Here is a 21,258-nt window from a genome sequence, read left to right as displayed (position 1 = left end):
CCTATACCCCGACGCTCGACCTCGGCCAGGGATGGCAAGGCATTCGCGATTTCGTGACCGGGCTCGACTTCGAGAATTTCGAGTTCATCGGCGCGGGCGCGGTCTTCGCGGGTTTCCTGGGCGTCCTGGCGCTGGGCGGTATCTTCCTGATGGTGTTCCCGCGGTTGCGTCATGTGATGGTGCTCGACCGCGATGATCACACGATCCTCGACACCGCGGCGGCGGTGCTGACCGCCCTTGCGGTGGGTGCCGTCGGCGTGGCGCTTCTGGCCGGTCTTGCGCTTCTCCTGTTGCCGATCACGCCCGAGTTCGTGGTCGTCGAGGACCCGCTCTATTTCCTCGCCTACCTGTCGTCGCTGAAGATCGCGGCCATCTCGACGGTCCTCACCCTTCTGGTGGGCTATCCCATCGCCTACGGCATGGCGAACGCGCCGCATCACTGGCGCGCGACGCTCCTGATGCTGGTGATCCTGCCCTTCTGGACCTCGTTCCTGATCCGGGTCTATTCGTGGATGGGGATCCTCTCGACCGAGGGGTATCTCAACCAGGTGCTGCTCTGGACCGGCGTGATCTCGGAGCCGCTGACGATCCTCAACACCAATGTCGCGGTCTATATCGGAATCGTCTATACCTACCTGCCCTTCATGATCCTGCCGATCTATTCCTCGCTCGAGCGGATGGATGTGAGCCTTCTGGAGGCGGCGGAGGACCTGGGCTGTTCGCGCATCTCGGCCTTCTGGCTGGTGACGGTGCCGCTCTCGAAGGCGGGGATCATCGCGGGGTCGTTTCTCGTCTTCATCCCGGCGCTGGGCGAGTTCGTCATCCCGTCTCTGCTGGGCGGATCGCGGACGCTGATGATCGGCAAGGTGCTCTGGGAAGAGTTCTTCAACAACCGCGACTGGCCGGTGGCGAGCGCGGTGGCGGTGATCCTGCTCCTCATCCTGATCATCCCGATCATCCTGTTCCAGCGCAACCAGCAGAAACAGAGGGAGGCCGAGGGATGAGCCGCATGATGGACGCGCCCCCGCCGGAGCGCCGGGACCTTTGGGCAATGAGCGAGGTCCCGGGTCAAGCCCGGGACGGGAGGCATGCGGACATGACCTTTCGCATTGCTGACACGCCCCGGCCGCCGAGCCGGGGCCTTCGCGCAATGAGCGAGGTCCCGGGTCAGGCCCGGGACGGGGGAGAGCGGACATGACGCGCACGACATGGTTCAACACGGTCTCGCTGACGCTCGGGTTCGCGTTTCTCTACCTGCCGATGGTGATCCTCGTGATCTACAGCTTCAACGACTCGAAGCTGGTGACGGTCTGGGGCGGGTTCTCGACCCGGTGGTATGGCGAGCTGATCCGGAACGAGGCGTTCCTCGATGCGGCATGGGTCACGCTCAAGGTCGCGGTCTTCTCCTCGACCATCGCGACGGTGCTGGGCACGATGGCGGCCTATGTGCTGGTCCGGGCGGGGCGGTTCGTGGGGCGCACGCTGTTCTCCGGCATGATCTACGCGCCGCTGGTGATGCCCGAGGTGATCACGGGCCTGTCGTTGCTGTTGCTGTTCATCGGGATCGGGCTCGACCGGGGGGTGCTGACCATCGTGCTGGCGCATACCACGTTCTCGATGTGCTATGTCTCGGTGGTGGTCTCGTCGCGGCTGGTGAGCTTCGATCGCTCGCTCGAGGAGGCGGCGCTGGACCTCGGGTGCGGGCCGTTCGAGGCGTTCCGCCTCGTCACGCTGCCCATCATCGCGCCGGCGGTGATCTCGGGCTGGCTCCTGGCGTTCACGCTGTCGCTCGATGACCTGGTGATCGCGTCCTTCACGGCGGGCCCGTCGGCCACGACGCTGCCGATCAAGATCTTCTCGGCGGTGCGCCTTGGCGTGAGCCCCGAGATCAACGCGCTCTCGACCATCATGATCGGGATCGTGACGGTGGGCGTGATCGCGGCGTCGCTCATCTCGAAGCGCGCGAGCCTGCGACAGGAGGCCGAAGAGCGCGCGGCGGTGCACGCATGAGCCGGATCTATCCCGCCCATGCCTATGGCCCCGCGCCACGGGCGAACTGCTACTGGCCCACGACCGCCGCCCCGGTGGAGGTGCCGCGCGCGGAGGGCGAGCTCGCGGCGGACGTGATCGTGGTGGGCGCGGGGTTCACCGGGCTGTCCTGTGCGCTGAGGATGGCCGAGGCGGGCGCGGACGTGGTCGTGCTGGAGGCCGAGTATCCGGGCTGGGGCGCGTCGGGGCGCAATGGCGGGTTCTGCTGTCTCGGGGGGTCGGCGGCGAGCGACGAGGCGCTGCGGCGGACCTATGGCGAGGATGCGCGCAAGGAGTGGTGCCGGGCCGAGTTGGCCTCGGTCGCGTTCGCGCAAGAGCTGATGGCGCGTCACGGGATGGAGGTGGACGCCCATTCCGAGGGCGAGAGCCTCATGGCGCATACGAGAAAGGCGGCCGACGGGTTCGAGGCGCGGGCGCGGCAGCTCGAGGAGGATTACGGCGTCGCGCCCACGATCACGCCCGAGGCGGAGCTTGCGCAGAACGGCATGAAGGGTCCGTTCTTTGCCGCGCTCAACCTGCCCATCGGACAGGCGGTCAACCCGGTCAAATACGTGAACGGCCTCGCCCGGGCGGCGATGAACGCGGGGGTGCGGATCTATGGCCAGAGCCCGGTCCAGGGGATCGAGGGGCGGGACGGCTATACCGTCACGACGCCGCAGGCCACGGTGCGCGCCGGGCGGCTGGTGATGGCGACGAACGGCTATTCCTCGGACGACCTGCCGGAGTGGATGCGCGCGCGATACCTGCCCACGCAATCGAACGTGATCGTCACGCGGCCCATGACCGACGAGGAATTGCGCGCGCAGGGCTGGACCACGAACCAGATGTGTTACGACGACCGGTTCTTCCTGCATTATTTCCGCCTGATGCCGAACAACCGGATGCTCTTCGGGATGCGGGCGGGCTTGCGCTGTTCTCCGCAGGGGGACGCGCATATGCTGGGGGTCATCAAGGGGCATTTCGACCGGATGTTCCCCGCCTGGAGCCATGTCGAGGTCGAGCATTACTGGAACGGGCTGTTGAGCATTTCATGGGACCGCACGCCCTATACCGGGCCCATTCCCGAGATGCCGGATGCGTTCGTCTCGATGAGCTATCACGGCAACGGCGTCGCGATGGCAAGCTATGCCGGCGCGCTTCTGGGGGACCAGGTGATGGGGCGGTCGGGAAAGCTGCTGCATCCCGAGATCATGAAACGGCCACCCGAGCGGATGCCGCTGGGGCCGTTCCGACGCAAGCTCATGTGGCCCTTGTATGCGTGGGCCACGCTGCGCGGGGATTGAGGGCAAGCGGCGGTCGCGCTGTCGGGCGCCGGGCGATCGCCCGGCGCGCTTTGCGCTTGGTTTGGGGCTGTGTTGGCGCCTTATGGCAGGCGGGGCCTGACGTGGATTGCCGGAGGCAATCCACTTTCGGCGCGCGTTTGCGTGGCAAACGCTTTGGCAATCCACTTGCGGCACCTTGTTAGCCTGACGTGGATTGCCGGGGGCAATCCACTTGCGGCGCGCGTTTGAGGGCTTTGCCCTCAAACGCTTACATCACCAGAACCGCCTTGGCGTTGGTGAATTCCTTCATCCCGAACCCGCCATGTTCGCGGCCATAGCCCGAGTCCTTCACCCCGCCGAAGGGCATGTTGGGCGTGGCGAGGCCGAAACCGTTGATGAAGACCATTCCGGTGTCGAATTCTTCCTCGGCCAGTTTCATCGCGCGCTCGGTATCGCCCGAGATGATGCCGCCGCCCAGGCCGAAACGGCTGTCATTGGCGATGCGCATGGCGTCCGCGTCATCCTTGGCCCGGATGAGCGATGAGACCGGGCCGAAAAGCTCGTCGTCATAGGCCGGCTGCCCCGGCTCCACGTTGTCGAGCACGGTCGCGGGGTAGAACCAGCCCTTGCCCTCGGGCATCTCGCCGCCGCAGAGCACCTTGGCCCCCTTCTTCACGCTTTCCTGCACCTGCTCGTGCAGGTCGTCGCGCAGATCCTCGCGCGCCATGGGGCCGAGATCGGCATCGTCCCCCATCGGATCGCCGTGCTTCAGCGCCTTCATCTTCTCGACATAGGCGTCGCGGAACCTGTCATAGAGGCTGTCCACCACGATGAACCGCTTGGCGGCGATGCAGGTTTCGCCGTTGTTGTAGATCCGGCCCTGCACGCAGGTCTCGACCGCGGTTTCGAGGTCGGCATCCGAGAGCACGAGATAGGCGTCGTTCGACCCGAGCTCGAGCACGGTTTTCTTGAGTTCGGCCCCGGCCTTCTCGGCCACGTGGCGGCCCGCGTCGGGGCTTCCGGTCAGGGTCACGCCGCGCACGAGCTCGTGCTTGATGACCTCGTCGGACTGGTCATGGCTGATGATGAGCGTGGCGAAGAGCCCCTCGGGCAGGCCCGCCTCGCGATAGATCTTCTCGACCATGAGGCCCGACCCCGTCACGTTGGCCGCGTGTTTCAGAAGCACGCCGTTGCCGGCCATGAGGTTCGCGATGGAGTAGCGCACGACCTGGTAGCAGGGGAAGTTCCAAGGCTGGATGCCATAGATCACGCCTAGCGGCGCATGAACCACGCGCCCGCGCTGGCCGCTGTCGATCTCGCGGTCCTCGGGGGCCAGTTCCTTGGGGCCGGTCTCGGCCGTGTAGTCGCAGATCGCGGCGCAAAGTTCGATCTCCTGCTCGGATTGCGAGAGCAGCTTGCCCATCTCGCGGGTCATGAGGCGGGCGAATTCATCCTTGTTGTCGCGCAGGCCCTGTCCGATGGCGCGGATGATCTCTCCGCGCTCCTCGTGACTTTTCCTGCGCCAGTCGAGAAAGGCTTCGTGGCACGCCTCGATGCGGCGTTCCACCTCGGCCCTTTCCATGGTCTCGTAGGTGTCGATGACCGAACCGTCGGTCGGGTTGATCGTCTCGATCGTGTTGCTCATGGCGTCCTCACGTCGTTGCGGGGATTTACCGGTCAACGTGCGGGGTGCGGGTGCTGTTCCATGATGGCCGTGTCAGCCATAGGGCGTCTTGACCGCGCGGGCGCGGGCCCGGCGCAGGCCCAGTTGCCGCTCGCGCCAGATGATCAGGCAACCCGCGAAGATCACGATCGCCGCGCCGCCCAGCATCGGGCCGGTGGGCACCTCGTCGAAGACGAAGAAGCCGATGACGAGCGCGAAGATCATCGAGGCGTAATCGAAGGGTGCCACGACCGAGGCATCGGCGAAACGGTAGCAGGAGGTCAGGAAGATCTGGGCCGTCCCGCCCAGCAGCCCCGCGGCGACGAGCATCGCGAACTCGGGCGCGTCGGGCATGACCCAGCCGAAGGGCGCGGTGAGCGCCGCGAGGATGCTGGAGGTGAGGGAGAAGTAGAAGACGATGGCCGAGGTGCGCTCGAACGCGACGAGCTTGCGGATGTAGATCTGGGCCAGCGCGGCGCAGACCGCGCCGGTGAGCGCGGCGAGCGCACCGAGCGCCTGCGCCGTCGAGACGGTTTCGCCGCCGAAGGCGGTCAGGCGCGGGCTGAGGACGATGACGACGCCCACGAGCCCCAGCGTCACCGCGCTGATGCGAAAGACGCCCACGCGTTCGTCGAGGAACATCGCCGCGAAAACCACCGTGAGAAGCGGGGCGGTATAGCCCAGCGCCGTCGCCTCGGGCAGCGGCAGCAGGCCCAGCGCGGTGAAGCTCAGCCCCATGGCGGCCGTGCCGACGAAGCCGCGCCAGAAGTGGCCCATGGGCGAGACGACCTTCAGCCCGGTGCGCAGCTCGCCCCGCATCACGAGCCAGACGAAGATCACGGGTATCGCGAAGAACGAGCGGAAGAACACCGCCTCGCCGGGCGGCACGTGATCCGAGGTGGCCTTGATGAGCGAGGCCATGCAGATGAAGAGGATGACGGCGCAGAGCTTGAGCGCGATACCTTTGACAGGCTGCATGACGGGCCTCCTTGCCTTTGGTCTGCGCCTTCGGGCATGGAAGGTCAAGGGAAGGAGCGACGCCGATGCATGACGCGAATTATCTGATCCGACGCCTTGCCGCCGCGGGCCCGCGCGACAGGGTTTTCGCCACGCGCCCCGACGGCCCGGAGATGAGCTATGGTGCGCTGTTCGACGGCGCGGCGCGGATGGCGGCGGCGCTGGTCCGTGCGGGCGTCGCGCCCGGCGACCGGGTGGCGGTGCAGGTGGAGAAATCGCTGGAAGGGGTACAGCTCTATCTCGGGACGGTGATGGCGGGGGGCGTGTTCCTGCCGCTCAACACCGCCTATACCGGGGCCGAGGTGGCCTATTTCACCGGCGACGCCGAGCCGCGCGTGGTGGTCTGCGATCCGGCGCGCGAGGGCGGGACGCGGAGCATCGCCGGAGATGCGCGGGTCATGACGCTCGACGCGGGTGGCGGCGGGACCCTGGTGGGGGCGGCCGCGAGCGAGGCACCCGCCGCGGCGGTGGCCAGGGACGCGGACGACCTTGCCGCGATCCTCTACACCTCGGGCACCACGGGACGTTCGAAAGGCGCGATGCTGAGCCACGCGAACCTTGCCTCGAACTCGGAGACGCTGCGCGAGGTGTGGGGGTTCACCGCCGATGACGTGCTCATCCACGCGCTGCCGATCTTTCACACGCATGGCCTTTTCGTCGCGACGAACGTGGCGCTGCTGGCCGGGTGCTCGGTGCATTTCCTGCCGCGCTTCGACGCGGACGCGATCATCGACGCGATGCCACGCGCCACGGCGCTCATGGGGGTGCCGACCTTCTACACGCGGCTCCTGGAGCATCCCGGCCTCACGCGGGAGCGGGCCGCCAACATGCGGCTTTTCGTGTCGGGCTCGGCCCCGCTCCTGGTCGAGACGCATGAGCGGTGGGAGGCGGCGACGGGGCACCGCATCCTCGAACGCTATGGCATGACCGAGACCAACATGAACACCTCGAACCCGCTCAACGGAGAGCGGCGGGCGGGGACCGTGGGCTTTCCGCTTCCGGGGGTGGAACTGCGGGTGATGGCCGAGGGACGCGAGGTGCAAACGGGCGAGATCGGCGTGATCGAGGTGCGGGGGCCGAACGTTTTCCGGGGCTACTGGAGAATGCCCGAGAAGACCGCCGAGGAGCTGCGCCCGGACGGGTGGTTCATCACCGGCGACCAGGGCCTTGTCGACGCGGATGGCTACGTGACCATCGTGGGGCGCGAGAAGGACATGATCATCACCGGCGGCTTCAACGTCTATCCCAAGGAGGTCGAGGCGGTGATCGACGAGGTGGGCCGCGTGCGAGAAAGCGCCGTGATCGGCGTGCCGCATCCCGATTTCGGCGAGGCCGTGGTCGCCGTGGTGGTGCGCGCGGGCGAGGTGGACGAGGCCGCGATCATGGGCGCGCTGGGCGACCTCGCGAAGTTCAAGCACCCCAAGCGCATCGTCTTTGCCGAAGAGCTTCCGCGCAACACGATGGGCAAGGTGCAGAAGAAAGCCCTGCGCGACGCGCACGCAGGGCTTTTCAAGTAACATCAGCGTTGCGCGCATTTGGCCTTTACCCGATGTCCCAGGTCAAAGGCGAAGCGCTTTCGGCTCAGGCCTTCTCGCGCGTGTGATCGAGCACCCATTGCTTGCGCGGGAAATGGCAGGTGTACCCCGTCGGAAACCGTTGCAGGTAGTCCTGATGCTCGGGCTCGGCCTCCCAGAAGTCGCCCGCCGGCTCCACCTCGGTCACGACCTTGCCGGGCCATTTGCCCGATGCCTCGACATCGGCGATGGTGCGCAGCGCCTCGTATTTCTGCTCGTCGTCCACGTAGTAGATGGCGGAGCGATAGGACATGCCCACATCGTTGCCCTGGCGGTTGGGCGTGGTCGGATCGTGGATCTGAAAGAAGAACTCCAGCAGGTCGCGGTAGCTGATGCGCTTGGGGTCGAAATGGATCTCGATCCCCTCGGCATGGGTGCCGTGGTTGCGATAGGTGGCGTTCGGAACGTCACCGCCGGTATAGCCCACGCGGGTCGATATGACCCCGTCGAGCCTGCGGATCAGGTCCTGCATCCCCCAGAAGCACCCCCCGGCCAGAACGGCGCGTTCGGTCATGTCACATCCTCCACTTGGTCAAGATATTCGCCATAGCCCTCGGCCTCCATGTCGTCGCGATGGATGAACCGGAGCGAGGCCGAATTGATGCAGTAGCGCAGCCCGCCGCGATCCCGCGGCCCGTCCGGAAAGACGTGGCCCAGGTGGCTGTCGCCATGGGTCGAGCGGACCTCGGTGCGGACCATGCCGTGCGACGTGTCGCGCAATTCGTTCACATGGGCAGGCTCGATCGGCTTGGTGAAGCTGGGCCAGCCGCAACCGCTTTCGAACTTGTCGGCGGACGCGAAAAGCGGCTCGCCCGAGACGATATCCACGTAGATGCCCGGCTCCTTGTTGTCGAGATACTTGCCCGTGCCAGGGCGCTCGGTGCCGCTTTCCTGGGTGACGTGATACTGTTCGGGATCGAGGGCCGCGATGGCGTCGGGCGATCTTTCGTATTTCGCCATGAATCTGTCCTCCGTAGGTGTGAGCATTATTTGGGGCCGCGCGCGCCAAAGCAAAGGGTTATTTCAGGCGCCTCACCCTTGGGTGATCCGGGGATGCGCCGTCCACGTAGCACGTCCATATGAAGGAGATACGCATATGCGCCTTTTCGCCCTGCTTTTCGCCCTCGTCCTCGCGCTGCCGGCCGCCGCGCTCGATCTCGACGCGCGGTTTCGCAACATCGACGGCGGCACGCTCAGCCTGTCGCAATGGGCGGGGCAGCCGGTGCTCGTGGTCAACACCGCGTCGCGTTGTGCATTTACCCGGCAATACGAAGAGCTTCAGGCGCTCTATGACCGCTATCGCGCGCGGGGGCTCGTGGTTCTGGCCGTGCCCTCGGATGATTTCCGGCAGGAGCTCGCCAGCGATGCCGAGGTCAAGGAGTTCTGCACGCTGACCTACGGGATCGACATGCCGATGACCGGGATCACGCCGGTCAGGGGCAAGGCCGCGCATCCCTTCTATCGGTCGGTGGCCGCCGAGACGGGGTTCGAGCCGGCGTGGAACTTCAACAAGATCCTGATCGACCGCGAGGGCCGGGTCGCCGCCACCTATGGCAGCCCGGTGAGCCCGCTTTCGGGCCGGATGACGCGGGATATCGAGGCGGTTCTGGACTGAACCGGGCGGTCAGCTGCCGCCGTTTCGCGTGAGCAACGCGTTGATGTCGTCCTCGGCCGCTGCGCGCGAGAGGTCGGTGAAATCGCCGCCGAGCATCCGGCGCACCGCCGCGATCGCCGCGCCGTAGGCGACCCGCGCAAGCGCACCGCCCGTCGAAAGGCGCGCCGCCCCCAGACAGGCGAAATCCGCCTGTGTCAGAGCCGAAAACGGGCCGGAGGCAAGGATGTTGACGGGCACGCCGACACTCTCGATCACGCGACGCGCCGCCGCGCCATCGGGCAGGCCCGGCACGTAGACGCAATCCGCCCCCGCCTCTTCGTAGGCCCGGATCCGGCGGATCGCCTCGTCGAGGTCATACTGGCCCAGCATCACCCCGTCGGCGCGGGCCACCAGCACGAAGTCATGTGGCAGGGCGCGCGCCGCCGCTGCGCCCGCGCGTATGCGCTCGACCGAGAGACGGGCTTCGTAGGGCGTGAATTCCGGCAGCGCGGTATCCTCGATCGAACAGCCCGACAGGCCCACCTCGGCGGCAAGGCGGATGGTTTCCGCGACCTGCTCGGGTGCCTCGCCGAAGCCGTTCTCGAAATCGCCCGACACGGGGATGCGCACGGCCGAGACGAGATCCTGCACGTGGGCGAGCGCCTCGTCTCGGGTGAGCGTGCCGCCATCGACGCGGCCCTGGCTGAAGCTGTGCCCGGCCGAGGTCGTGGCGATCGCGGCCGCGCCCGACGCCTCGAACATGCGCGCCGTGCCGCGGTCCCAGGCATTGGGCAGCACGAAGGGATCGCCGGGGCGGTGGAGCGCGCGGAAGCTGGCGTGGCGGTCGGTCATGTCAGATCTCCATCCCGGCCCTGCGGCCCTCGTAGAACGCGTAAGGCGCCTGGCGCGGGGCCTGGGCATCGCCGACGAGAATGGGCGACAGATCGGCGAGTTCGGCCGAAAGAGGGTCGAAAGCGCGGTTGGTGGTGGACATGACGAGGGCGGAGGCGGGCTCGTCCATTTCCTCGCCGGTCAGCAGGTTGCGGAGCCGTGCCCCCTGCCCGTGCCAATGCGCGATGGCATGTTCGGTCAGGAACCGCACGCCGAGCCGCGCGAGGGTGGCGCGGATCGGAATGTCGGCGGAGGTGCGGACCAGTTCGCGGCCGACCATCGGATCGGGTGTGACGAGCGTGACGCGGTGCCCGGCCTCGGCCAGGTGCCAGGCGGTGCCAAGGCCACGCATCGTGCCGCCCTCGTCATAGACGATGACCGCGTCGCCCAGCCGCGCCTCGCGGCGCATCACGTCCTCGGGCGCGTGGACCTGCCCGTTGGCGAGGCCGGGCAAGGTGCCCAGTTGCGGCAGCCAGCGCTGCGTCGCGTCCTCGTCGGGCAGCGAGCCGGTGGCGAGGATGACGCGGTCGGCCCCGATCGCGCGAATGTCGTCGGCATCGAGGAACGAGTTGAGGCGCAGGGTGACGCCCAGCCGCGCGAATTGCCGTTCGTACCAGTCGAGAAGATCGAGGATCTGGGCGCGGCGGGGCTGTTCGCCTGCCAGGCGGAACTGTCCGCCGATCATCGGCGCGGCCTCGTGCAGCTCGACACGGTGGCCACGCTCCGCCGCGACGCGCGCGGCCTCGAGCCCTGCCGGTCCGCCGCCCACGACAAGGACGTGTTGCGCTGTGTCGGAGACGGAAAAACGGTCGCCGCCCCAGATATGCTCGCGTCCGGCGGAGGGGTTGATCAGGCACGAGATCCAGTAGTCGCGCGAGCGCCGGCCCCAGCACATCTGGTTGCAGGAGATGCAGCCGCGGATATCCGCGGCGCGGCCCTCGGTCAGCTTGCGGGCGAGGTGCGGGTCGGCGATCTGGCCGCGCACGATCGAGACCATGTCGGCCTCGCCCGAACTGAGCACGGTTTCGGCGTTCTCGGGCGTGCGGATGCCGCTCTCTGCCTGCACCCTGGCGTGTGTCAGAGCCTGTTTCAGCGCGAGCGTGGCGGGCACCGTCAGCTTCTCGCCCACGGCGAAGGTGGGCATGAGCTGCTCGAAGTCGAGATACCCGCCCGAGCCGCAGGTGACGTAATCGAGATGCCCCGTCGCATCGTGCAGCGCCACGATCTCGGTCAGCTCGTCGATGTCGTGGAGCACCGGGTAGGTGTCGGACCACGAGACCGACATGCCGACGATGAAATCCTCGCCACAGGCCGCGCGGATGCCTTCGAGAATGCGCATCGAGAGGCGCGTGCGGTTCGCGAGGCTGCCGCCCCAGTCGTCATCGCGCCGGTTGCTCCAGGGGGTCCAGAACTGCTCGAGAAGCGAATGGTAGGCGGCCCAGATCTCGACGCCGTCGAACCCGGCCTTCCGGCACCGCACCGCCGCCGCGATGAAGGCCGCGATCATCTCCTCGATCTCGGCCCCGGTCATGGCGTGGCTGCCGTCGCTGTCGTGGTAGGAGGGCAGGCCCGAGGGGCCCCAATGGGGCGCGAAACTCAGGTCGGAATCGCCATGCGCGCCGACATGGTAGAGCTGTTGCAGGATCACCGCGCCCGCCTCCTGCACGGGCTCCACGATCCTGCGGAAGGCCGGAATGATGTCGTCCGTTTCCGGCAGGAAATTCCCTCGGGTGAGCACGCCGGTGCGGTGGACCGGCATCGGCTCGGCCACGATCATGCCCGCCCCGCCCAACGCGCGTTCGAGGAGGTAGGCGCCGAACTGTGCGCCCGGCAGGCCGTTCTCGGACATGTTGGCCGTATGCGCGCCGAAGGTGACGCGGTTGCGCACCGTCTTGTGCCGAAGCCGGTAGGACGAGGTGAGACGCGGAAAATCAGACACTGTTTCAGCCCCAATCCATCACGACCTTGCCGGAATTGCCCGAGATCATCGCCGCGAAGCCGTCCTCGTAATCGTCGATCCCGATGCGGTGCGTAATGAGGCCCGACACGTCGAGCCCCGATTGCACCAGCGCGATCATCTTGTACCAGGTCTCGAACATCTCGCGGCCATAGATGCCCTTGACGTGGAGCATCTTGAAGATGAGCGCGTTCCAGTCGACGGCGAATTCCGTGGGCGCGATACCCAGAAGCGCGATCTTGCCGCCGTTGTTCATGCGCGCGATCATCTGCTGCATGGCCGCCGCCGCGCCCGACATCTCGAGACCCACGTCGAAGCCCTCGGTCATGCCGATCTCGTCCATGACGGTGCGCAGCTCCTCGTTTGCCACATCGACCACGTATTGCACGCCCATCTCGCGCGCGAGGGTCAGGCGGTAGGGGTTGATGTCCGTGATCACGACCTTGCGCGCGCCCACCTTCTGAGCCACCAGCGCGCCCATGATGCCGATGGGGCCCGCGCCGGTCACCAGCACGTCCTCGCCCACCAGGTCGAAGCTGAGCGCCGTGTGCACGGCGTTTCCGAACGGGTCGAAGATGGCGGCGATCTCGTCGGGGATATCGTCGGGGATGGGCACGACATTGTCCTCGGGGATGCAGACATATTCCGCGAAACTGCCGGGGCGGTTCACGCCCACGCCCTTGGTGTTGCGGCAGAGATGCCCGCGCCCCGCGCGGCAGTTGCGGCAGGTGCCGCAGACGATGTGCCCCTCGCCCGAGACGCGCTGACCGATGCGGAATTTCGTGGCCGCCGATCCCATGTCGGCGATCTCGCCAACGAATTCATGGCCCACGACCATCGGAACGGGCACGGTTTTGGCGCTCCACTCGTCCCATTTCCAGATATGCACGTCGGTCCCGCAGATCGCGGACTTGCGCACCTTGATCAGCACGTCGTTCGGCCCGGGTTCGGGCACCGGCACACGCTCCATCCAGAGGCCGGGTTCGGGCTTTGCCTTGACCAGTGCCTTCATCTCGTTCGTCATTACGCGCCCTCCCATAGGTCGGTGGACAGGTATTTGAGGCCGCTGTCGCAGACCACGAAGGCGACCGTGCCGCCCTTTTCCGGGCCTTGCAACAGGCGGCAGGCGGCGGCGAGGTTCGCGCCGGCGGAATAGCCGCCGAAGATGCCCTCGCGCCGGGCAAGGAGGCGGGCGTGGAAGCGGGCGTCCTCGCCCGACACCGTGAGCCTTCCGGCGAGGTCGATGCCGTCGAGATGCGGCAGGTCCGACATGTCATAGCCGCCGCCCTGGATCGGGTGATCGGCGCGGTCGGGGTCCACGCCGTAGCAGCGCACACCCTTCGGACCGAGGAATCGCGCGGTGCCGCCCAGCGTACCGCCGGAGCCGATGAAGTCGCAGAACGCCGTCACGGTGCCGCCCGACTGCTCCCATATCTCGGGCGCGGTGCCGGTTTCGTGCGCGCGGGGGTTGGCCGGCACGCGAAACTGGTCGGCGCGGAAGGCGCCGCGCTCGGCGGTGAGCCGTTGCGCCGCCTCCTCGACCAGCGCGAGGTCGCGGCCCGATACCTCGCCCGGCCTGCTGCCCTCGGCCTGCGGGACGAGCACGACCTCGGCGCCCAGGCTGCGCATCATCCGGGCGCGCTCGGGCGAGTTGCCCTCGCTCATCACCGCGACGAAGGGGTGACCCAGCACGCCGCAGACGATGGCGAGGCCGGTGCCCATGTTGCCCGAGGTCAGCTCGACCACCGGCTGGCCCCCGGCCAGCGCACCCGATGCGCGCGCCTCCTCGATCACGGCGCGGGCGGCGCGGTCCTTCTTGGAATAGCCGGGCAGGAGGTTGTCGAGCTTGGCCAGCAGCCGACCCTCGAGCTCCAACGCGTCCCTGATCCGGCGCAACTCGACCAGGGGCGTGTCGCCGATGGCCTCGACGACCGAGGGCAGGATCACGAGATCACGCCCAGATCGCGCCCCACCGCGCCGAAGGCGTCGATCGCGCGGTCGAGCATGGGCCGGGTATGGGCCGCGCTCATCTGGGTGCGGATGCGGTCCTGTCCCTTCGGCACGACCGGGAAGCTGAAGGCGGTAACGTAGACGCCGTGCTCGCCCAGTTTCGCGGCCATTTCCTGCGCCAGTTTCGGGTCGCGCAGCATGACGGGGATGATCGCGTGGTCGCCCGGCAGAAGCTCGAAGCCGAGCGCGGTCATCTTCTCGCGGAAATAGGCGGCATTCTCCCACACCTGCGCGCGCAGCTCGCCGCCTTCCTCGAGCAGGTCGAACACCTTGAGCGAGGCCGCCGCGATGACGGGCGCCAACGTGTTCGAGAAGAGATAGGGCCGCGAGCGCTGACGGAGCCAATCGACCACCGGTGCGGAGGCCGCGGTGTAGCCGCCCGACGCCCCGCCCAGCGCCTTGCCGAGCGTGCCGGTCATGATGTCCACGCGGTCGGTCACGCCGAATTTCTCGGCCGTGCCGCGCCCCGTGGGGCCGACGAACCCCGTCGCGTGGCAATCGTCCACCATCACCAACGCGTCGTAGCGGTCGGCGAGGTCGCAGATCTCGTCCAGCCGCGCGTAGTAGCCATCCATCGAGAACACGCCATCGGTGGCGATGAGCCGGTGGCGCGCGCCCTGCGCCTCCTTCAGGCAGCGTTCGAGATCGGCCATGTCGGAATTCCCGTAACGCAGCCGCTGCGCCTTGCAGAGGCGCACGCCGTCGATGATCGAGGCGTGGTTGAGCGCGTCCGAGATGATTGCGTCCTCGGGTCCGAGAATCGTCTCGAAGAGGCCCGTATTCGCATCGAAGGCCGCGGCGTAGAGGATGCTGTCCTCCTTGCCGAGGAACCCGGCGATGCGCGCCTCGAGCTCCTTGTGCTCTTCCTGCGTGCCGCAGATGAAGCGGACCGAGGCCATGCCGAACCCGTAGCGATCGAGCGCCTGATGCGCGGCCTCGATGATGCGCGGATCATCGGCAAGCCCGAGGTAGTTGTTGGCGCAGAGGTTGATGACCTCCTGCCCGCCCGCGAGCTCCACCTCGCCCGCCTGCATCGAGGTGATGACCCGCTCGGTCTTGTAGAGACCTTCGGATTTCAGATCCTCGAGCCGCGCGTTGATGTCGTCGTTGAACCTCTGGGCCGCCTGCATGGTCATCTCCTCGTGCTGCGTCCTGCAAGGAATACTCCGACGCGCGGCTGCTGGCCACCCGTGGGCGCAGGGGGCGTCACCCGGCCGCTCAGGTCGCGATGCGCGGGCGGCCGGTCGCCTCGACGGTGATCTCGGCCTCTAGGAACACCTCGCGCGCCTCGGCCTGTGCCTTGCGGATCTCGGTATGGACGGTGACCTGCACGTCCTCGGCCCCGGCGGTGATGGCCTCGGCGCGCGCCGCCTGCCGGAGATGCGCGGTCATCGCCTCCAGCGCCGCCGTCTCGGTGCCGTGATCCTCGGGGCCGGTCTCGAGATGGGCGCGGTAACGCCCCTCGCCCGGCACAGTGACCGTTCCCGTCCTGCGGATCGTGACGCGGCCCACGACCGCGCCGATGGCATTGGCCACACCGGCATGGGGCGGCAGGATCATCTCGCAACCGAGCCGCGTGCCGACGGCCGGGTAATAGCTTGGCGCAGAGGCGCCGAGCCCGATCACCGGCACGTCGAGCCCCGCCGAAAGCCGCACCAGCCCGCGGTGCCCGTCAAGCCCGCGCTGCGTGAGAACATGGCGCGCGAGGACCGGCGCGGGATCACCGAACTCGTGCGCGTCCTCGTCGAAGGCGCTTTCCAGAAGCACGAGGCTCGTCTGGTGGGTGAGGCGGTCGACGATCATCCGGGCGAGCGTGGCCGCGTCGGGGGCAAGCCGGTTGCCCGAGCCGGTACGCTTGCGCGCCACGAGGTCGAGCGCCTTCGCCGCCGCCCCGGCATCCCAGGCGTCGAGCGCGCCGGTCACATGGCTCGCGTCCGAAGGCGTGACGCCGCCCACCTGCACGAGCCCGCGCGAAACGAGCCGCCTGAGCGCCTGGGCCTCCATCCGGGTGCGCAGGACGCGATCCAGCGGCTGCACCGTGTCGCCGATCCGCGCCAGAAGCGCCGCGTCACGTTCGGGCAGGCCGTCGGCCTCGACGCCCGGCACGGCGCGCAGGAAGCGCGCGTCATGCTCGCCCGGCGCGGTGGCGCGCAGCTGCTCGTCAAGCGCCGCATGCACCGCCTCGGGCGCCTCCCGCGCCAGAAGGCTCACCGGGACGAGACGGCGCGGACCGAGCGTGACACCGCCCCGCAGCCCCTCGTCCAGCACATGCACCTCGCTGTCACCGCCAAGGCCGGTGGTGCGCATGGCCACGGCCTCGACCATGGTGCGCCACGGCCCCACCTGCGCGCCCGCCGGGTCGATCGCGGGCCGTCCATCGCGCAGCACGGCCACGTCGGTCGTGGTTCCGCCGATGTCCGAGACGAGTGCGAAATCCGCCCCCGTCAGCCAGCGTGCGCCGACGATCGAGGCCGCGGGGCCGCTCAGGATCGTCTCGATGGGACGCTCGCGCGCCTGGGCGGCGCTGATGAGCGCGCCGTCGCCGCGCACCACCATGAGCGGCGCGGCGATTCCCAGTTCGCCCAGTTTCGACTCGGCCCGCTCGATGAGCCGCGCGATCATCCCGATGAGCCGCGCGTTGAGCACGGCGGTGAGCGCGCGTTTCGGCCCGCCAAGCCGGGCCGAGAGGTGATGCGAACACGAGACCGGGCGCCCGGTCATCTCGCGGATCATGTCGGCCACGGCCAGTTCATGCGCGGGGTTGCGCGTGGCGAATTGCCCCGCGACCGCGAAGGCCGAGATGCCGCGATCCTCGGCCAGCCAGTCCGCCAGCGCCGCATGATCGAGCGGTGCGGCCTCGCCGCCGGCGTGGTCATGCCCACCCGTCAGCACGAGCGCCGGGTCGCCCGCGAGCGCCTCGCGAAGTCCATGCGCGTCGAGGTCACGCTCGCGGAAGCCCACGTAGACGAGGGCCACACGCCCGCCCTGCCCCTCGACCAGCGCATTGGTGGCCAGCGTGGTCGAGAGCGACGCCATCCCGATCCCGGCCACGTCGACGCCGCTTTGCGTCAGGACGGCCTCGACCGCCTCGCCGATGCCAAGGGCCAGATCGTGCCGCGTGGTGAGCGCCTTGGCCGACGCCACGACCGTTTCCTCGTCACGCACCAGCACCGCGTCGGTATAGGTGCCGCCCGTATCCACCCCAAGCAAAAGCGCCATGGCCCGTCCCTCGTCTTCGTCCTGCCGGATGTAGCGGCTCGGGCGCGGCTCATGCCAGCCCGTTTGCGTCAGATTTCAGTCGCTCCAGCGCCCAGCGCGCGGCGTCGCGCACCGTCTCGTCGGGATCGTCCAGATGCGCCTCGGCACTGGGCACCAGCGCGGCATCGCCGGAATTGCCGATGGCGTAGAGCACGTTGCGCAGGAAGCGGTCGCGGCCGATGCGCTTGATCGGGCTGCCCGAGAACTTCGCGCGGAAGGCGGCGTCGTCGAGCGTCGCCAGTTCGGCCAGCGGCGGCGCATCGAGGTCGTCGCGCGCATGATAGCGCGTCTCGCGGGCGGCGACGGCGAACTTGTTCCACGGGCAGGCGGCGAGGCAATCGTCACAGCCGTAGATGCGGTTGCCCATGAGCGGCCGCAGGGCGGGGTCGACCGGCCCGTGATGCTCGATCGTCAGATACGAGATGCAGCGCCGCGCATCCAGTTGGTAGGGCGCGGGGAACGCATCGGTCGGGCAGGCGTCGAGGCAGGCCCGGCAGGAGCCGCAATGATCGATCTCGGGCGGGTCCACCGGCAGGTCGAGCGTGGTGAAGATCGAGCCGATGAAGAACCAGTTGCCCAGATCGCGGCTCAGCAGGTTGGTGTGCTTGCCCTGCCAGCCGAGACCGGCGGCCTGTCCCAGCGGCTTTTCCGGCACCGGGGCGGTGTCGACGAACACCTTGACTTCGGTCTCGTTTCCCGCCGCCGCTATGAGCCACCGCGCCAGTCGCTTCAGGCGCTTCTTGACCGTGTCGTGGTAGTCCCTCCCCCGCGCATAGACCGAGATCGTACCCACGTCCGGTCGCTCCAGCGTCGCGGTGGGGTCGCTCTGGGGTGTGTAGCTTTCGCCCAGCATGATGACCGATCGCGCCTCGGGCCAGAGGGCATGTGGATCGCCGCGCCAATGGCTGCGGCCTTCGAGCCATGTCATCTGCCCGTGGCGCCCCTGACGCAGGAACTCGGCCAGCCGCTCGGGCACCTGCGGCACGTCCCAGGGCCGACAGATCCGCGCGAGGTCGAACCCCTCCTCCACCGCCTGGGCGACCAGCCTGTCCTTGAGCGTCGTCATGCGTCTTCTTGCCGGAGATATCCCTGCCGGAGCGGTATCATTCCCGCCACGCGGATTCGAGGGGTTTCTGGGCGTTGCGAAAACGGAGGAGCATTGCCCCACAAAGCCGGCGCAACGAAAAAGGGCGCCCGGGGGCGCCCTGTTCCGAATTCGGATCTATCGCTCAGGCGAGCTGAAGATTCGTCGCCGACTCGCGGCCGTCACGGCCGGATTCGATGTCGAACGTGACTTCCTGATTGTCGTCCAGCGACGTGAGGCCCGCGCGCTCGAGCGCGGAAATATGGACGAAGACGTCCTTTCCGCCATTCGCGGGGGCAATAAAGCCGAAGCCTTTGGTGGAATTGAACCATTTCACGGTGCCATTGGCCATCGTGTGATCTCCTTTAGTTTTCAACCTGTTCGCGGAAGTGCAACAGCGTGGCGCAGTTTGCCAGTATCGAGTTCGCTGAGGTCCGGAAGGGAAAGCAGGAGATCGACTGAAGTAACGTAGCGTCGTCCTTCTGACAGAGTGGGGGCGCTTTGTCCATGGCCAATCGGTCCGGCCCGATCATTCGGCCAGAACTACGCGACGTTACGCGCGCGTGGCCGGGAATAGGAATCGGCACGATGCGCTGGCATGGTATATCGGGCATGTCCCTGGCAACCGGGTTGGAACGACCGGGTGCCTGCGACCGTCAGCAAGAGGAAGCCCGCGCATGAAAGATGAAGCTCATCCCGAATTTCCGGCCTTCGACACGATGCGGAAGGCGTCCCGGCGTGACCGCCTGCCCGAGCTGGCGACACGGAAAGATCGGCTTTCTTCGCTTCGGCGCATGGTGGTCGAGAACCGCGACGAGATTGCCCGCGTCATCGACACGGATTTCGGTGGCCGGCCCCGCAAGGAGACCGAGCTTCTGGAAATCGTGCCGCTTCTCAACACCCTGCGCAACACGTCGCGCCACCTGGGACGTTGGATGCGCGATGAGCGCCGGCACGTGGCCTGGCCGTTTCAGCCCGGTTCGGCCTGGGTGCGTCACGAGCCGCTGGGCGTGGTCGGGATCATCTCGCCCTGGAACTATCCGCTCCTGCTTGCGCTCGGGCCGCTGGTCGATGTCCTTGGCGCCGGCAACCGTGCCATGATCAAGCCATCCGAGCTGACGCCCGGCTTCTCCGAGCTTCTGAAGCGGCTCGTCTCGAACTATTTCGACGCGGATGTCGTCACGGTCGAGACGGGGGGTGTCGAGGTGGCGCAGGCTTTCTCGGCGCTTCCGTTCGATCACCTGATCTTTACCGGGTCGACCGCCGTGGGGCGCAAGGTGATGCAGGCGGCGGCGGCCAACCTCACCCCCGTCACGCTGGAGTTGGGGGGCAAGTCGCCGGCCGTGGTGGCGCCCGACTACCCGCTCGACAAGGCCGCGCGCTCGATCGTGCTGGGCAAGTTCACCAATGCCGGCCAGACCTGCATCGCGCCCGACTACGTGCTGGTGCCCGAGGGGAAGGCCGAGGCGCTGGCGCGCCAGATCATCGACCGGATCGAGAGCGCCTATCCCGCCGCACGGTCGGAGGGCGGGTATGCCGACATCATCACCGCGCGGCACCGGAACCGCCTGGTGGAGGCGGTGGAGGAGGCGCGGGAGGGCGGCGCGACGATCCTGCGGCCTTCGGGGGATTACGGCGACAAGATCGCGCCGACGCTGGTGATCGACGCGCCCGGACAGTGCCTGCTTCTGAGAGAGGAGATCTTCGGGCCGATCCTGCCCATCGTGACCTACGGCTCGCTCGACGAGGCGCTTGCCTTCATCAACCGTCACGCGCGGCCACTTGCGCTTTATGCCTTCACCGATGACCGGACCGCGCGCGGGACGATCCTCGACGGGGCCATCTCGGGGGGCGTCACGCTCAACGGCACGCTGCTGCATATCGCGCAGGACGATCTGCCGTTCGGCGGGGTCGGCGACAGTGGCATCGGCGCGTATCACGGACGCGACGGGTTTCGCCGGATGAGCCATGCACGGTCGATCTACAAGCCGGGCTTCTTCAACGCGTTCGAGGTCATCGGCCCGCCATTCGGCAAGTTGGCGGACTTCGTGATCCGCGTCCTGGGCCGCTAGGCAGGGAGACACACCATGACCGACATTACCGGCCGCACGGCCCTGATCACCGGCGGAGCCTCGGGCATCGGCCTGTTGATGGGCGAAGAGATGCTGGGCAAAGGGCTGGGCCGCCTGATCGTCTGGGATGTGAGCGACGAGAACATCGCCGCGGCGGCCGAGCGCCTGGGCCCGAGGGCCGAGTTCCACCGGATCGACGTGACCGATACCGCGGCCGTGCTGGAAAGTGCCGGCCAGATCGGTGAGACGGGCCCGCCCGTGGATATCCTGATCAACAACGCCGGTATCGTCGTGGGGCGGCCGTTTGCCGAGCATGACCATGCCGATATCGACCGCACCATGGCGGTCAACACGACCGCGCTGATGCATCTGACCCGCGCCTTGCTGCCCGGGATGATGGCGCGCGGGGCGGGCCACGTGGTCAACATCGCCTCGGCCGCCGGCCTGATCTCCAACCCGGGCATGTCGGTCTATTGCGCGAGCAAGTGGGCGGTGGTCGGATGGTCGGATTCGCTGCGCCTGGAAATGGAGAGCGGGACGTCCGGTGTGCGGGTGACGACGGTGCTTCCCTACTACATCGACACGGGCATGTTCGACGGGGTCAAATCGCCCGTCATCCCGATCCTGAAACCCGCACCGGTGGCCAGCCGGATCGTCCGCGCCATCGAACGCGACCGCGTATTCCTGCGGATGCCCGCGATCGTCAATATCCTGCCGCTGGTCCGCGGTATCCTTCCGGTGCGGCTCTTCGACATCGTCGTCGGGCGCTTTTTCGGGATCTACGAAAGCATGACAGAGTTCACCGGCCGCAGGCGCTAGGCGCTGCA

The 21,258-nt window shown here is 67.6% G+C and carries 19 protein-coding genes; 7 read left to right on the top strand and 12 right to left on the bottom strand.

The features are described 5' to 3' along the window. Positions 1-176: 176 nt before the first annotated feature. The 3 genes from K1T73_RS02460 to K1T73_RS02450 all read left to right on the top strand — a co-directional run bounded on the left by K1T73_RS02460 (position 177) and on the right by K1T73_RS02450 (position 3,332). Positions 177-1,004 carry an ABC transporter permease subunit gene (locus K1T73_RS02460; protein WP_409077741.1) on the top strand — a complete coding sequence of 276 codons (828 nt, stop codon included), beginning with the start codon at positions 177-179 and terminating at the stop codon, positions 1,002-1,004. A gap of 190 nt (positions 1,005-1,194) precedes the next feature. Beyond that, entirely contained in the window at positions 1,195-2,010 is an 816-nt protein-coding gene (locus K1T73_RS02455) for an ABC transporter permease (protein WP_220602419.1), read from the top strand. Next, positions 2,007-3,332 (top strand): FAD-binding oxidoreductase, encoded by a 1,326-nt coding sequence (locus tag K1T73_RS02450; RefSeq protein WP_220602418.1) that lies wholly within the window; start codon positions 2,007-2,009, stop codon positions 3,330-3,332. The genes K1T73_RS02455 and K1T73_RS02450 overlap by 4 nt, the downstream gene beginning before the upstream one ends. Before the next feature lie 247 nt (positions 3,333-3,579). On the opposite strand, the gene K1T73_RS02445 is transcribed toward K1T73_RS02450, so the two are convergent. Both K1T73_RS02445 and K1T73_RS02440 read right to left on the bottom strand, forming a co-directional pair. Continuing rightward, on the bottom strand, positions 3,580-4,956 hold the full coding sequence (locus tag K1T73_RS02445; protein WP_220602417.1) for an NAD-dependent succinate-semialdehyde dehydrogenase: 1,377 nt from the start codon (positions 4,954-4,956) through the stop codon (positions 3,580-3,582). Positions 4,957-5,028: 72 nt separating this feature from the next. Continuing rightward, positions 5,029-5,952 (bottom strand): DMT family transporter, encoded by a 924-nt coding sequence (locus K1T73_RS02440; RefSeq protein ID WP_220602416.1) that lies wholly within the window; start codon positions 5,950-5,952, stop codon positions 5,029-5,031. 65 nt (positions 5,953-6,017) lie between these two features. Between K1T73_RS02440 and K1T73_RS02435 the strand changes: the two genes are divergently transcribed. Next, positions 6,018-7,508 (top strand): AMP-binding protein, encoded by a 1,491-nt coding sequence (locus K1T73_RS02435; protein ID WP_220602415.1) that lies wholly within the window; start codon positions 6,018-6,020, stop codon positions 7,506-7,508. A gap of 64 nt (positions 7,509-7,572) precedes the next feature. Here the strand turns inward: K1T73_RS02435 and msrA are convergent, their stop codons facing one another. Together msrA and msrB are read right to left on the bottom strand one after the other, a co-directional pair. Continuing rightward, on the bottom strand, positions 7,573-8,079 hold the full coding sequence (msrA, locus tag K1T73_RS02430) for a peptide-methionine (S)-S-oxide reductase MsrA (protein WP_220602414.1): 507 nt from the start codon (positions 8,077-8,079) through the stop codon (positions 7,573-7,575). After that, complete coding sequence (gene msrB / locus K1T73_RS02425; RefSeq protein WP_220602413.1) at positions 8,076-8,525, bottom strand: peptide-methionine (R)-S-oxide reductase MsrB; 450 nt, start codon at positions 8,523-8,525, stop codon at positions 8,076-8,078. The genes msrA and msrB overlap by 4 nt, the downstream gene beginning before the upstream one ends. Before the next feature lie 136 nt (positions 8,526-8,661). On the opposite strand from msrB, the gene K1T73_RS02420 reads away from it, so the two are divergent. After that, positions 8,662-9,180 (top strand): glutathione peroxidase, encoded by a 519-nt coding sequence (locus tag K1T73_RS02420; protein ID WP_220602412.1) that lies wholly within the window; start codon positions 8,662-8,664, stop codon positions 9,178-9,180. A 9-nt stretch (positions 9,181-9,189) separates the two neighbouring features. Here the strand turns inward: K1T73_RS02420 and K1T73_RS02415 are convergent, their stop codons facing one another. The 8 genes from K1T73_RS02415 to K1T73_RS02380 form a co-directional block, all read right to left on the bottom strand. Beyond that, the gene (locus K1T73_RS02415; protein ID WP_220602411.1) at positions 9,190-10,011 is read right to left on the bottom strand and encodes an isocitrate lyase/phosphoenolpyruvate mutase family protein; all 822 of its coding nucleotides are present in this window, start codon (positions 10,009-10,011) and stop codon (positions 9,190-9,192) included. Between the two features lies 1 nt (position 10,012). After that, the gene (locus tag K1T73_RS02410) at positions 10,013-11,989 is read right to left on the bottom strand and encodes an FAD-dependent oxidoreductase (RefSeq protein WP_220602410.1); all 1,977 of its coding nucleotides are present in this window, start codon (positions 11,987-11,989) and stop codon (positions 10,013-10,015) included. A gap of 4 nt (positions 11,990-11,993) precedes the next feature. Then, positions 11,994-13,019, bottom strand: coding sequence for an L-threonine 3-dehydrogenase (gene tdh, locus K1T73_RS02405; RefSeq protein ID WP_220603582.1), 1,026 nt, complete (start codon positions 13,017-13,019; stop codon positions 11,994-11,996). 11 nt (positions 13,020-13,030) lie between these two features. Continuing rightward, entirely contained in the window at positions 13,031-13,954 is a 924-nt protein-coding gene (locus K1T73_RS02400) for a PLP-dependent cysteine synthase family protein (RefSeq protein ID WP_220602409.1), read from the bottom strand. Continuing rightward, the gene (locus K1T73_RS02395) at positions 13,951-15,147 is read right to left on the bottom strand and encodes a glycine C-acetyltransferase (RefSeq protein WP_220602408.1); all 1,197 of its coding nucleotides are present in this window, start codon (positions 15,145-15,147) and stop codon (positions 13,951-13,953) included. Before K1T73_RS02395 ends, K1T73_RS02400 begins: the two co-directional genes overlap by 4 nt. An 88-nt stretch (positions 15,148-15,235) precedes the next feature. After that, the gene (locus K1T73_RS02390) at positions 15,236-17,236 is read right to left on the bottom strand and encodes a hydantoinase/oxoprolinase N-terminal domain-containing protein (protein WP_220602407.1); all 2,001 of its coding nucleotides are present in this window, start codon (positions 17,234-17,236) and stop codon (positions 15,236-15,238) included. 49 nt (positions 17,237-17,285) lie between these two features. Next, the gene (queG, locus tag K1T73_RS02385; RefSeq protein WP_220602406.1) at positions 17,286-18,341 is read right to left on the bottom strand and encodes a tRNA epoxyqueuosine(34) reductase QueG; all 1,056 of its coding nucleotides are present in this window, start codon (positions 18,339-18,341) and stop codon (positions 17,286-17,288) included. A 163-nt stretch (positions 18,342-18,504) separates the two neighbouring features. Next, positions 18,505-18,711 carry a cold-shock protein gene (locus tag K1T73_RS02380; RefSeq protein WP_220602405.1) on the bottom strand — a complete coding sequence of 69 codons (207 nt, stop codon included), beginning with the start codon at positions 18,709-18,711 and terminating at the stop codon, positions 18,505-18,507. Positions 18,712-19,036: 325 nt separating this feature from the next. Between K1T73_RS02380 and K1T73_RS02375 the strand changes: the two genes are divergently transcribed. Both K1T73_RS02375 and K1T73_RS02370 read left to right on the top strand, forming a co-directional pair. After that, on the top strand, positions 19,037-20,431 hold the full coding sequence (locus K1T73_RS02375; RefSeq protein ID WP_220602404.1) for a coniferyl aldehyde dehydrogenase: 1,395 nt from the start codon (positions 19,037-19,039) through the stop codon (positions 20,429-20,431). A 15-nt stretch (positions 20,432-20,446) separates the two neighbouring features. Further along, positions 20,447-21,250: an SDR family oxidoreductase gene (locus tag K1T73_RS02370; RefSeq protein ID WP_220602403.1), complete on the top strand. Its 804-nt coding sequence runs from the start codon at positions 20,447-20,449 to the stop codon at positions 21,248-21,250. The last annotated feature ends 8 nt before the right edge of the window (positions 21,251-21,258 follow it).

The sequence above is a fragment of the Roseovarius sp. SCSIO 43702 genome, assembly GCF_019599045.1.
Classification (GTDB): domain Bacteria; phylum Pseudomonadota; class Alphaproteobacteria; order Rhodobacterales; family Rhodobacteraceae; genus Roseovarius.
The sequence above is the reverse complement of the archived record's forward strand: the minus strand, read 5'-3'. Positions and strand labels throughout refer to the sequence as shown.

Excerpts from the sequence above, each read along its gene's own strand:
- K1T73_RS02460 (WP_409077741.1), top strand. The coding sequence starts at position 177 with ATGGTGCTCGACCGCGATGATCACACGATCCTCGACACCGCGGCGGCG.
- K1T73_RS02455 (WP_220602419.1), top strand. The coding sequence starts at position 1,195 with ATGACGCGCACGACATGGTTCAACACGGTCTCGCTGACGCTCGGGTTC.
- K1T73_RS02450 (WP_220602418.1), top strand. The coding sequence starts at position 2,007 with ATGAGCCGGATCTATCCCGCCCATGCCTATGGCCCCGCGCCACGGGCG.
- K1T73_RS02445 (WP_220602417.1), bottom strand. The coding sequence starts at position 4,956 with ATGAGCAACACGATCGAGACGATCAACCCGACCGACGGTTCGGTCATC.
- K1T73_RS02440 (WP_220602416.1), bottom strand. The coding sequence starts at position 5,952 with ATGCAGCCTGTCAAAGGTATCGCGCTCAAGCTCTGCGCCGTCATCCTC.
- K1T73_RS02435 (WP_220602415.1), top strand. The coding sequence starts at position 6,018 with ATGCATGACGCGAATTATCTGATCCGACGCCTTGCCGCCGCGGGCCCG.
- msrA (WP_220602414.1), bottom strand. The coding sequence starts at position 8,079 with ATGACCGAACGCGCCGTTCTGGCCGGGGGGTGCTTCTGGGGGATGCAG.
- msrB (WP_220602413.1), bottom strand. The coding sequence starts at position 8,525 with ATGGCGAAATACGAAAGATCGCCCGACGCCATCGCGGCCCTCGATCCC.
- K1T73_RS02420 (WP_220602412.1), top strand. The coding sequence starts at position 8,662 with ATGCGCCTTTTCGCCCTGCTTTTCGCCCTCGTCCTCGCGCTGCCGGCC.
- K1T73_RS02415 (WP_220602411.1), bottom strand. The coding sequence starts at position 10,011 with ATGACCGACCGCCACGCCAGCTTCCGCGCGCTCCACCGCCCCGGCGAT.
- tdh (WP_220603582.1), bottom strand. The coding sequence starts at position 13,019 with ATGAAGGCACTGGTCAAGGCAAAGCCCGAACCCGGCCTCTGGATGGAG.
- K1T73_RS02395 (WP_220602408.1), bottom strand. The coding sequence starts at position 15,147 with ATGCAGGCGGCCCAGAGGTTCAACGACGACATCAACGCGCGGCTCGAG.
- K1T73_RS02390 (WP_220602407.1), bottom strand. The coding sequence starts at position 17,236 with ATGGCGCTTTTGCTTGGGGTGGATACGGGCGGCACCTATACCGACGCG.
- queG (WP_220602406.1), bottom strand. The coding sequence starts at position 18,341 with ATGACGACGCTCAAGGACAGGCTGGTCGCCCAGGCGGTGGAGGAGGGG.
- K1T73_RS02380 (WP_220602405.1), bottom strand. The coding sequence starts at position 18,711 with ATGGCCAATGGCACCGTGAAATGGTTCAATTCCACCAAAGGCTTCGGC.
- K1T73_RS02375 (WP_220602404.1), top strand. The coding sequence starts at position 19,037 with ATGAAAGATGAAGCTCATCCCGAATTTCCGGCCTTCGACACGATGCGG.
- K1T73_RS02370 (WP_220602403.1), top strand. The coding sequence starts at position 20,447 with ATGACCGACATTACCGGCCGCACGGCCCTGATCACCGGCGGAGCCTCG.